Annotated in this window: 6 protein-coding genes and 3 pseudogenes; 2 read left to right on the top strand and 7 right to left on the bottom strand. The window is 40.6% G+C overall.

The annotated features are described in order from the left end of the window. Positions 1-105 (bottom strand): annotated as a pseudogene (locus ACJHW7_RS07760) (HNH endonuclease); the annotation flags it as partial. A gap of 99 nt (positions 106-204) precedes the next feature. Between ACJHW7_RS07760 and ACJHW7_RS07765 the strand changes: the two are divergent. Beyond that, positions 205-1,077, top strand: coding sequence for a phosphorothioated DNA-binding restriction endonuclease (locus ACJHW7_RS07765; RefSeq protein WP_021557484.1), 873 nt, complete (start codon positions 205-207; stop codon positions 1,075-1,077). Positions 1,078-1,389: 312 nt separating this feature from the next. Further along, entirely contained in the window at positions 1,390-1,692 is a 303-nt protein-coding gene (locus ACJHW7_RS07770; protein WP_000421875.1) for a hypothetical protein, read from the top strand. A 46-nt stretch (positions 1,693-1,738) separates the two neighbouring features. Here the strand turns inward: ACJHW7_RS07770 and ACJHW7_RS07775 are convergent, their stop codons facing one another. From ACJHW7_RS07775 to ACJHW7_RS07800, 6 genes and pseudogenes are all read right to left on the bottom strand, one after another. Further along, on the bottom strand, positions 1,739-5,119 hold the full coding sequence (locus ACJHW7_RS07775) for a DEAD/DEAH box helicase family protein (protein ID WP_001085525.1): 3,381 nt from the start codon (positions 5,117-5,119) through the stop codon (positions 1,739-1,741). A 2-nt stretch (positions 5,120-5,121) separates the two neighbouring features. Next, complete coding sequence (locus ACJHW7_RS07780) at positions 5,122-8,241, bottom strand: DNA methyltransferase (RefSeq protein WP_021557483.1); 3,120 nt, start codon at positions 8,239-8,241, stop codon at positions 5,122-5,124. Between the two features lie 20 nt (positions 8,242-8,261). Continuing rightward, complete coding sequence (locus ACJHW7_RS07785; RefSeq protein WP_021557482.1) at positions 8,262-11,153, bottom strand: SNF2-related protein; 2,892 nt, start codon at positions 11,151-11,153, stop codon at positions 8,262-8,264. A 551-nt stretch (positions 11,154-11,704) separates the two neighbouring features. Next, positions 11,705-11,833 (bottom strand): annotated as a pseudogene (locus ACJHW7_RS07790) (transcriptional regulator); the annotation flags it as partial. Beyond that, a pseudogene (locus ACJHW7_RS07795) lies at positions 11,809-11,952 on the bottom strand (hypothetical protein); the annotation flags it as partial. The pseudogenes ACJHW7_RS07790 and ACJHW7_RS07795, both read right to left, overlap by 25 nt. Positions 11,953-12,036: 84 nt before the next feature. Then, positions 12,037-12,234, bottom strand: coding sequence for a DUF957 domain-containing protein (locus ACJHW7_RS07800; RefSeq protein WP_001327226.1), 198 nt, complete (start codon positions 12,232-12,234; stop codon positions 12,037-12,039). Positions 12,235-12,247: the final 13 nt, after the last annotated feature.

Below are 12,247 nucleotides of genomic sequence, written 5' to 3' on the forward strand. Positions count from 1 at the left end.
TTAATTTGATTTATTCGCATCCATCAGCGCTTTTAACTCCTCCGGCGTAAACGGTGGTTTGCGTAGGTGCAACATCGCATGGCAATTAGGGCACACAGGCAGCAAAAAAACAAATGAGATCAAAGTAATATATCTTCACTTGCAGGCTTGAACAGCAGAAAATTTGCGAGCATGATCGCAATTATTTCACTGCCAGGGATATCAATGGCTTCCAGTAAATCGCTACAGCAGGCAATTGCCAATATAAAAATCTGGCATAAGGGTGAACAGCGCGCACCGCATAAACCATTGTTATTGCTATACGTATTAGCGGGATACCTGAATGGACATCCACGCCTTTTCGATTATGGATCGGAAATCTACGAACCTCTGCACAGTTTACTGGAACGTTTTGGGCCACAGCGTTCACAGTACCGACCTGATATGCCGTTCTGGCGATTACAAGGCGACGGATTCTGGCAATTACACAATGCCGAGCTTTGCTCAACAGCAGGGAGCAGCCGACAACCGCCAGTGAAGGAACTGAACGAATACCACGTTGCAGGCGGTTTCGATGAACAGCACTACGCCTTGGTAACCGGCAATAAAAAACTCATCAATACTCTGGCGCAACAGATACTCGAAGCGCACTTCACCGAGAGTATTCAGGAAGAAATTGCTGACGAGCTGGGTTTTGATCTCCAGCAAATCCGTAAACAGTGCGACCCGTTATTTCGCAAAAATGTATTACGCGCTTATAAATACCAGTGCGCGATATGTGGCTTTAATATGCGCCACGACGACACCACCGTCGCGCTGGAAGCGGCGCATATAAAATGGAAACAGCACGGCGGTCCTTGTGAAATTCCTAATGGCCTGGCGCTTTGCGCAATTCACCATAAAGCCTTTGATAAAGGATCGATTGGCCTGGACGAAAATATGCGGGTACTGGTATCAGATGCGGTAAACGGCGGAGGGATCGTTGAGAGATTATTCTGGGATTTTGACGGGAAAACTATTGCGTTGCCGCAGGTGCGTAAAAATTACCCTTATGAGGTGTTTGTAGAGTGGCATCGGAAAGAGGTTTTTAGGGGGTGAGGTAGCCATTATATATCTTTCACCTAGGATTTTAAATGTAATAGATAAAGTATTTTCTGACACCGAAAGTAGTATTTATGAGTACATAGCCACAAATCAATTTTAAAATCTCAATATAAAATACGTTTACAAATATTCTAGTCAGAGTAAATATATATTCATTATAAGAGAATCCAATTATTAACCAATCGAAATTACAAATTAAAAAACAATTGGCATGTTGAATTGTACACTAATTTATATACATAGTAAATTTACATCTATTCATGATATAATTATCGTGATATCAATTCATTAATCAGGAAAATCATAATGGAATTGTTAAATACTTATGATGATAAAGAAACAGCTGAAATATTTTTTGAAAAAATAGACGGAGAGAAAAGATTAGCAAGTGAGAGAGATGCTACAGAAACAGTCTATAACCTCTTCGGGCAACCAACATGGAAAAACTTTTATCTTCTTGATATGTTTAACCTAAAAGAGTTACAAGGGATTATAGAGTGTAGAAAAAATGGACAGCCGTTCGACCAGGAACGACACAGGGAAATAATAAAAATGCTTGAATATGCAGCAAAATCGTTTGACCTAATTATTCCTGCACATTGGCGATAATATCTGTTCCATATCTCACAGAGATATGGAACAGAATCATAATTATTTACTCGCTAACCATCTTACTGAATAACTTCTCCAGATAAACGGGGCCTGTATCCTCAATAAAAAGCACATTTCTGGCTTCCAGATTTTCTTTTGAGTCAGGTACGTTTACTAAGTCAACATAACAAGTTTCAGAAACAATAAATGCACTTAATGATAAGTTATCATCCGATAATTTATGTTCAAGATTCTTAATTTCTTTATATAATCCGAACTTCGGATCATCAAGATTAAGATTGCGAATGCCTTTTGGATCAATAAGACTTAGCCATTGTTTACCACTTTTATCATCGACTAACCACAATAAGAAATCCGGATAAAAATTACCCGCAGTAGCAAAGCCCAGGCCTTTATTTTTAGAATCCGCATTTCTTAGCAGATATAAACTTTTATCACCAATAATTTTCTGCCCTTTTGTCGAATCAACAAAAGACTGAAGATCCTGAACAAAAGTAATCTCGCTTGGCGCACCAAGTGCTGCCGGTCGCATTTTTAGCGGTATATTGGCATTTTTTTCAATCGAAAGAAGCGGGTAATAGAGATGTTTATCAAAGGTAATAGCAACCATCCCGGATGCACTCCAGGATTTTGCTTTACCGATTTCGCCGTCGATGACCAATTGTTGTAATTGTTCCAGCCGACTGGCATAAGCCAACCCATCATCAGTTTCTTCGATCTCGAAATGGTACATTTTGATCATACCAGGATCATCTTCTTTCACCTGCGTGACTTCATAAAACTGACCTTCATAAGCATTTTTCAAGGTGTTGTAAAAGCGATCAGTATAATCAGTCAGCAGACGAAGCATAATATCTTCCTGCTTAGCAATATCTGCATATTGCTTAATCTCAAGCTCTGAAGCTGGAATCAAAAGGGTATACCAACTATTTCCGATCTTTGTCTTACCGGTACAAAAGTCGATCAAACGTTGTTTATCCACACGTAAATTTGACCAGCCGCGTTGTAGTTTATAATTCTGAATGGCGAGATAAAGCCGATCAAAATCAAATGCACTAATGATTTTATAATCTAACTTCGCTTCATTGCGCACGTTAACCGGAGTATTGTCCCCTTTTCTGCTGGTATCAATCGACTCAAGTTTCGGGTATAAGTCCAGCTTAATATGCGGCTGCTTAATTTTCCCCTGAAAATCAGCAGGAACTTCATACAATTCAGGAAAATAGACACGTTTAAAGCCGAGTCTTTGATTATCTTTATAACCATCTTTAAGCTTAAGTGTTTTAAGCCTGGTTGCTGGCATATTTGGCCGAGTTTCAAAATTCAGCTCAAGGATCTCGTCACTTGGCGTAATCCCTTCATCTTCCAGGTATTGTTTAAAGGTTGCCATGTAATCGGCACGTACACCGAATACATTCAGTGTCTCTAATTTTTCCAGATGCAACCCTTTCGGACGCTCACCGGGTGTACTGCGTTTCAAAGAATAATTGCGACCTTTAAGGCGTACGCCACGACCAAATAACTGAATGATCTGTGAACCTTCTCCACGGCCCATATTGAGCAATCCCATCGTTGAGACGCGCCAACTGCTCCAGCCTTCAGTAAATTTTCGCGAGCCGATCAAAATATGTAGTCGCGAGTCTTTGTCATTTAACGTATGAAAGAGTGACTTTGCAAAATCATCTCTCTGATAATCAAATGTCGTATCCTCTTCACACATTTTGTAAAGAGACGGTGCATCACCAATATTGATAAGGCCAAACGGTTCGGCCTCACCAACCTGTAATGCCAGTTCACCTTTACTGCCTATTAAATTCAGAACTCGCAGTCGCTGACCAGAGTGAGTGGTGTTAAACAAGCGAGAAAGAATATCTGCGTAGATATCTTCCGGAGCGTTCATTAGTGCAGTAAAGCGATTTTCAAAAATGTTACGCTCTTTGGTATCGAGGATTCGCGCTTTATTTTTAATGAGATCGTTAATCCACGCTTTTGCCTGCGTTTCGTGGTTTAAAAACCATGCTAAAAAACGCAATACTGCGTGAATGTCTGAATCTTCACCACTTACCGTATTACCGACAAAAACCCACAGCGGTTTTTCGATATTAAATTCACTTAATTTTTCTTTATTCTTATTGAATAAATATTGTTGCTGATAAAAGCTGAGCAAACACGCGGTAAAATACTCATACCGACGCTCATCTTTTTTATCCTCTTCAGGATTAAGGTTAAGAATCAGTGATTCTTTACCATAACCATCCTCATAGAAGAATTTATAGGAGTAATCGAACAGAATCGATTTTCCATAGACCTCTCGCGTCGCCTGAATACGCGCATCTCGTTTTTCTTCGCTGGTTAATGCTATTTGCGCTAACTCTTCTTCGTTCAGTTTACCTAAGGCCGTTGTTTCAAAAAGCAGCTTTGCTTTTTTCTTCTGAATTTCTGTTTCAACTGCCTCAACATTATTGCCACCGGCTACTGCCTGGCCAAAAGTTGCTGAATATTCAAACGCAAATCCGTCACGTGTTAATTTGTCACGACGGCGCATCCAGGCACCAGCAGCACTTCCGGTGCCTTTATGCCCTTCATCAATCAGAACCAGATTGTTGCCTTCAAATGCCTCAACGGCAACAGTTTTGTCACCCATTTCATCGGCAAGTTTATTGATATCAATAACTTCAATCGTGCCTTTGAAGGGCGCAGATTTACTCTTATCGAATAACTGGTATTGGGTAAATCCTGAGTTTTCCAGCTCATCTAAATGTTGCTTCGACAGGCGTTCATCCGGAGTAAGCAGGATGATTTTGTCGGGGTAATGGTGGGTATTACCGTTCTGGAAATAATGTAAGTATTGCAAAATATTGACATGCAATAGCAGTGTCTTACCAGAACCAGTAGCATTCCAGTATGCCAGTTTATTCAAATCATCCAGAATATATGATTTGAACTGATTAGCCCGGTCTTTTGCTGTTTTATCATTTTCAGCATTGTATGCTGCCAGCTCGTTATTTAGCCCATCGAGTAATTGCTGTTTACGATTGAAGTACCAGTCCAGGTAGATCTCGGTAAACAAAAGCGACAAGTACTGAAAATATTTCATGTTCAGCACAGTGTCTTCTTTGCGATTACGGTGCTCAGTTATCTGCTGCCAGTGCTGCACGATATTGAGATCGTAACGACGCAGTTCATCGAGATCGATAAGATCGACCTCGAATAAATAGTTACTCAGCTCATGGAAGAACAAACTTTGGCCATCCTCATGGATGCCTTCAAAGCGATCTTCACCTAACCGATTCTTCAGACCTTGCAATGTGCCATCTTTAAAAAAATGGAACATAAAGCGGTTCAAAACCAGTTGCTTATGAAAGCTCAGTTTGCTGTTTGTCTCTTTTTTAACAGCTTTACCGGTGGTCGGTTTTTTAGCCATTCTTAAACCTCCTCCGCAAACATCAGGTTCAAGAATTCAGGTTCGATCTGGCGGATTTTCAGGCTACGAACAATCTCGCCGTCTTCTTCATCAACGGTAAAGGCGGTAGGCAAGTTATGATCGCCATTGATATAGATAACGTCATACGTGTTTTCTTTTGCATACAAATCAAATCGGTTAGCATATTTATTCAATTCTTCATAACCGATCTTGTCGCAATCGCGCCACAGAATAAGGGTACGCTCGCCTGTTGGCAGCGTACCTTCAACACGCACATAGCCACGTTCGATATTGGATTCGATGGATTTCACATGTAATCCAATGAGATAGTTGAAAGTTTCAACTAAATCGATGTTTTTACGCTCAGTGGCACCGGCGGAATCCGTCGCAATATCCATTTCGTAGTTAAATGGTTTTTTGAAATTATCGATTCCGAGAAAAGAATCTTTACTCTCATTTTTAATGAGATAATTTAATAGATAATCATTCCTCACATCTGAAGGCAATGTTTCGAAAAGATCTATGGGAGATTTTTTCAGTACTATATTATTTAAGCAATCTTCATAGCTTTCTAGTTTAATTGTTTTAAGAATATGTGATATACCGTTTTTATCCTGTGGATAACCTTTATTCCACTTATCGCTATAAACGGCTTTTACAATTCTAGCTTTTATAACTGAATCAGAATGTTCTCCCATTTCAACTAATATATATTTATGATCTTCAGATTTTTCTCTATTTCTATTAATAACAGCATGTGCGGTGGTTCCACTGCCGCCAAAAAGATCGACTATGGTTTCATTATTAGCACTATGCCATACTGAATCAATAACGCGTTCCATAGTACCTAAGGATTTTGGATAAGAAAACAAACCTGCAGAGCCAAACATGGACGTTAATAAATTTGTGCCACCTATGGTAGCATTATATTGTGATCCTTGCCAAATACTAGGAAGCAGTAACCTTCTTGCGCTATCATGATATAATCTGTTTATGACAAATTTGTTTGAACTTACCAATTCACCTACTTCAATTGCTTTTTTAGCCCCTTCATAAGAAAGCGACCAAACTCTTTCTTCCCCATTCTCACCAATGGGATAGACTCTTTTTAAACCTTCTTTGGTTTCACCTACCGGATAATTACCTTTTTCTAAAGGAACAGGTGGTGGTTCGACTCCTTTAACTTCAAATGTATCAGGGTCAACCAAAACTGCAAAAAAGCTTTCTGGACGACCAGGATTACCAATCCTAAAATTATTATCTCCGGTACCAGCTCTTCTAAAACCTCTAGTTCGAATTCCATCCTCCACACTATCCCCTTTGAGAATATCCATTCCTTCTGGTATAGAAAACAGACAATATTCATGTGTTCTCGAAACATTTGTTCTACCTGTCCCAGACCCAGGATAGTGCTCAACGATACATTGTAAAACCTCTCTTTCTGGATTGATACTTTTTTCCAATTCTTTTAAAAGAGACATTTCTGTATCATCAATAGCATAACAAAAAACACCGTTATTATTTAATAGTTTTTTAGATAAAATGATTCTATCAGCCATTAATGTAGCCCATGAAGAATCCTTATATCCATTTTTATATAAGATAGGAGTTGCATCAGTATTATATGGTGGATCAAGATATATTATGCTTGTACTTTTATCAAACTTAGTCTCAAGGATTTTTAGGGCTTGATAATTTTCAGAGTTGACCAATAGCCCATTAATCTCATTATCAATATTATCAATTGATCGAATCAGTTCACATTTAAATTTAGAATCAAAAAAAGTAGTATCAACCATCAGATATGGTGAACTCTTGAGAAATTTCATATCCCGAGAGTTATGCTGTTGAAATAGACCTAGCGTACTCCAATGTTTAAATTGTTTATCATTTACTAATATAGTTTGATAAAGAGCATCTGGAATTCTATCTAAAGTAATACAGTATTCCGTAGAAACAACAAACTTCTTCTTAGTCCAAAGTTTTTTCTGGAAATTCTCAATTTGTGCCAAAAATGTAATGAGTTCCAGTGCAACAGTACGCAAACATTGAATCATGCGCAATTGTTTCTCAATATTGGCAAACACTTCTGCATTTTGCACATTATCGAGATTCATTACTTCATTTTTAATATAAAAATCCAGTTCGTTCGTTAAAAAACCACCGAGATCTTTATGGATAAAGTAGTCTGCTGTATTACGCTGGGTATAAGTTGTAAGGTGACGCTCCAACTCTGTACGTGACGGATTTTTTTCTGTTGGCGCACGTTTAGCAAGATCAACCCAATGCTGTTGAACTGTTTTATCTGCCAGAATTGTTGAAATAGCGGACTGTACTAAAGCATCCTGCTTAGTGCCCTTTTTCATTGCCTTATATTCGAAGTGAATAACTAACTCTTCTGTTTCAACGAGTTTACCGTCCACCACAGATGAGTTTTTCACCACTTCTACTGGCTTATATTCTTGTTCATACTCATCACCTTCTTCATCAATTTTGGTACGAACATGTGGCTCAATAAGTACAAAGCAGCGATCTAATTCATTATCCTTACGGTTATCTTTTGCTGTGTCCGCTGCGAGCAATTTAAAGCTAACTTTACGACCATCATCTAATTTAAATGAATAATTAGCAAAGTTTTCGCCACTTTTAATGTAGTACTGGTCCTTATTTGCCCAGTGCAACATCACTTCTTCGCCAGAATAAGGGATGGCGTAGGTATTACCTTTATAACGGCGTTTGCTGATAAAATCGCCGTTGTCATAATAACGAGAAAAGAAAGTGAGCAGATGGGAAAATACTGCATTTTCATGCTCATTTGCTCCGGATGCCATAGCCGCCAGTTGCTTTTTAAGCTCCTGTACTTTCGGGCTATCAGCAGGGTCCACACCCGCATCAGTTGCCGCTTTTATTGTCAGTTGCAACTGATGTTCTAATTCTGATTTATTGGCATTTCCTGCATCCGCCAGCGCAGACTGGATTTTGGCCTTCAGCTTATTATCCAGATAGTCGTTAATTTCATCAGCACGTGCATTTAAAATACGATAAATACCGAAATCCAGTTCTGGTCGATCAATCTGAAAAATTTCTTTTAGCTTCTTAACTAATTCGTTGTACTTACTCATTATTTTCTCTTTCAAATCAATTAAATAACTTTCCAGCGGATGGAAAAAAGCTCGGTGATATCCGTTTTTTGCTTCATCCGCTCTTCAAGGGCACTGATGAGTTCATCCCGCTTGTCGGCGATCTCATCTTCAATGTCAAAAATTTCCATACGTTGGCGCTTCTGCTGCCGCTCCAGTAGCTTCAGCTTTTCCTGGTTTTGCTTTTGTTCTTCGATCGATTGTGCCAGTCTGGCTTCTCGCTTCAACGACTTGATTTGCATTTTGGTATCGCGTAATGCTTCTTCCGCCGCAAAGATCATGTCTTCAGCCCATTTTTCCAGCTTATCTCTTTCCGCTTCAAAAAGGACATTGTTCTGCTCCAAAACTTCCGCAAGCCTGGCGTCAATTTGCCTGTTCTTGAGTAAGATCAAGTCATCAGGTAATGCATCTAAACTTGCCGAATTATCCAGCTTTTCGTTGGTTATTGCAGACAAGTTGAACAGACGTTTACAAGCCTCACCATCTACCACACGGCCGCTGTCAGTTTTCGCGGTAAAGACTAAAAATTGCTGCCGGTTAAACGCATCAACAGTAAGCAAATTTAGTGTTAACCACCCTGATAGCCCTTTCAGCTGCTCAGCCACCGAGACTTTCGTTGTGTGGTTACTGTAATCGAAGATGACTTCAGCTGTTTTCGTCTCCTGGGCTTTGGCTCCCTCAATGACGTACTCACCCAGCGGATGATTGATCCGATATGCAAAACTGTGGTGATCCTGCATTTGTAACGCACTATTTTGCCTGCCATCTTTGCGCAACAGCTGATACTGCCCCACAGGCAGTTCATTGACTGACTCACGTAAAGTAAAACGATGATGCTCATGATCAAAATCAGCATATTGTTTGAGCTGCTGACAGGTAACGGCCCAAAACCAACGACCGACTTTATCCAGACGCTCCCGAGCTTCATCAAGCCTTATTTTAAGGATATCGTGAATATCTTCATCAAAATGCTCAAGCAACTGTTCCTGCGTCTTCTGCATCTTGAGATTGATTTCATCTTCCAGCTCTTTCTGCAACCTTTCAAAAGCCAGCTCTATCTCCTCGGGGGTACGGCATGACTCATAAATTGACTGGATCCTTTTTTCAAAATCCACTCCATTTTCTATGCTGCCAAGCACACTATCCGATGCACCAAACACGCCATCAAACAGGCTGAACTTTTCAGTTAAGAGTTCAAGAACTCGTTGATCGGCCTGGTTTCGCTGATTGAGGAAGTTAATAACAACCACATCAAACTTTTGCCCGTATCGGTGACAACGCCCAATACGCTGTTCAATGCGTTGTGGATTCCAGGGTAAATCGTAATTGATCAGTAGCGAACAAAATTGCAGGTTCACCCCTTCAGCTGCAGCTTCTGTAGCTATCATGATTTCAGCATGATCTTTGAAGTGGTCGATCAAAGCCGAGCGTTTATCAATTTGCGCCGACCCGGTAATACGAGAAGATCCCTGATATTCCTCGCGCCATTGCTGGTAGATCTTGTTTGCCTGCGGTGTATTGTTTGTGCCACTAAAGGTTACTACTTTCCCCTGGTAGCCATTGTTTTCCAGAAAATGTGCAAGATACTGTTGAGTTCGCATTGACTCCGTGAAGATGATGACTTTTTTTGCAGCCCCCATTTCGGCAAGCTGTGCAAAACCTTGCTCCAGGCCAGAAAGCAACTCTTTTGATTTGGTATCAGTGCCAATCTGTTCTGCTTTGACAATGAGTGATTCCAGCTCATTGATTTCTGCCTGAAGCGCGTCTGAATCGACAACTTTGCACTCGGTATCTAAAGCCACTGATTCGGCATCTTCCACGATGTCATCTTCAAGATCGTCATCCATTATGATCTGTTGGATGATGTTCATATCATCTTCAACGATACCTTCCAGCTTTAACCTTTCTAAACGACTCTTAAGGATCTGCAAGTTATTCAATACAGCTTTCGTACTTGAGGAAAGTAGCTTTCTGAGAATAAGCCCCGTCAGATGCCGGTGTCGTTTTGGTAAGGCATAGCTATCCTCACGTTCAAGCAATTTTTGTACGCGTTCATAAAGATCCTGCTCCTGTTCGCTCGGATAGAAAGGAATAGTGATCGCTTTACGTTCTGTATACTTGATGTACTCCAGCACATTCTTGCGTAAAGTTCGTTTGATAAAACGCGACAATCGCCCCTTCAACTCCGCAATATCGCTATCTGCCTGCATATATTGCTTTCTGAACGCTTTAACTTCGCCGAAGGTATGTTCATCTATAAGCGTCGACATGCCATACAGTTCCATTAACGAATTCTGTAAAGGCGTTGCGGTCAGTAGTAATTTTTTCCGCCCATCAAGCGCACGCTTTAACGCTTGCCCCATTTTGTTACTTTCTCGATGAGCATTACGCAGTTTATGGGCTTCGTCGATAACAACCAGATCCCACATTTCAGCCACCAATTTTTCTTCTAACCGAGCAGCATAGTGGTATGACATGATAGTGATCGATTTATTATTTAAGGGATTATGGATCCCTTCTTTTTGAAGCTGGCTATACGTTTTCGCGTCCAACACCTGAGAAGGTAGATTGAACTTTTCCTGTAACTCGCTCGCCCATTGGCGACGCAGTGAAGCAGGACAAATGATCAACAGTTTACGTTTTCTTTCAGCCCACAACTGGCAAAGCACTAACCCCGCTTCAATGGTTTTACCTAAACCAACTTCATCGGCAAGCACAACACCTTTGCTTAGCGGATTTTCAATAGCAAAAAGAGCCGCCTCAATTTGATGAGGATTTAGATCTACGCTTGCATCAAACAGCGATTGAGACAGACGGTCCACCCCATTGTTTGAATGGAGAATGGAAAGTTCATGCGCAAAATATTTCGCATGATAAGGTGTTGTACCAATCATCTTTTCTCTCTCTTCGCTGTACTTTTGACGATAACCTGCTGAATTGAATCAAGATAGTAAAAGGATACGCCAATAGTGGTTGATCCTTGAAGTAAGGACATCTCCGGTTGCGGGCCTTTGACACATAAAATCAGCAATTTTACGCATCGTTTCATGGCTAAACAATGGCACATTAAGAATGCCACTCGCTAAATGCAATCTATTTCCTGAGCCATTAGACCAAGGCAATGAAGTTTTATATCTACTTAATTTTCAGGATGATGAATGAACATCATTGATGGGAATGGGGCTTCCGAAGTTCTTAGATTATCAGCGTTACATACAAACAAAGTAGTGAAAACACAGGCACAAAAAAAGCCGCCCTTGAGCGACTCGATTTGCATACGATGTGGTGCGAAGGCCGGACTCGAACATGTGACTTAACCTCATGATTTAAAATTGTTAATAATAAACAATATCATCTTATACCAACACAGATACCAACACGAAAAATCACTGGTTTTCGGCATCGAACCAGGACAATCAGCTCCTGATTGAGATACCGAGCTCTGTTACTCGTCATCTTCCTCGACAGGCTTCATTGCATCAAGTAGTACTCGCACCATCGCGATAGAACCAATCCGGATAAAAGCATCTTCTCCATCTATATCTGTTAACTGATATCGCTCACTTGATGCCGGATAAGTGTGTCGATTTGCAGCTGTGTACTCTTTTGTACAGCCAGAATGTGGCTGACTGAGGTGGAGCAGATAATGTCCCCGTTGACCACTTCCGGACGGGAGGCTGTGATTTCAGACATAATTGATATTCCTTTTTGCAGATAAATGAAAACGCCAGCCCTGTTCAGGCTGGCGTCAGTGGAATGAAGTATGGTGAGTAATATTTATCGGTTCTGGTGCAGAAGCTGCAGTTGGCGCAGGGTACGGATACCCTCCCTGGCCTGTTCGATACAGGGCAACAGTGCTGCCGAATCCGTTTTATCCTCATCGTTGTCAAAGATAATTCCCGATTCGCAGTCGATATTGTCCTGCAGCCACACAATCAGAATATCCAGCGCCGTTTCTGTGGTTAATGATTTCATCCTGTGTCTTTTG

Origin of the sequence: Escherichia sp. WS1152 (assembly GCF_046487665.1) — a bacterium.
GTDB lineage: Bacteria > Pseudomonadota > Gammaproteobacteria > Enterobacterales > Enterobacteriaceae > Escherichia > Escherichia coli.

Bases quoted from the DNA above. Each gene is read 5' to 3' on its own strand.
- ACJHW7_RS07765 (WP_021557484.1), top strand. From the start codon at position 205: ATGGCTTCCAGTAAATCGCTACAGCAGGCAATTGCCAATATAAAAATC.
- ACJHW7_RS07775 (WP_001085525.1), bottom strand. From the start codon at position 5,119: ATGGCTAAAAAACCGACCACCGGTAAAGCTGTTAAAAAAGAGACAAAC.
- ACJHW7_RS07785 (WP_021557482.1), bottom strand. From the start codon at position 11,153: ATGATTGGTACAACACCTTATCATGCGAAATATTTTGCGCATGAACTT.
- ACJHW7_RS07800 (WP_001327226.1), bottom strand. From the start codon at position 12,234: ATGAAATCATTAACCACAGAAACGGCGCTGGATATTCTGATTGTGTGG.
- ACJHW7_RS07770 (WP_000421875.1), top strand. From the start codon at position 1,390: ATGGAATTGTTAAATACTTATGATGATAAAGAAACAGCTGAAATATTT.
- ACJHW7_RS07780 (WP_021557483.1), bottom strand. From the start codon at position 8,241: ATGAGTAAGTACAACGAATTAGTTAAGAAGCTAAAAGAAATTTTTCAG.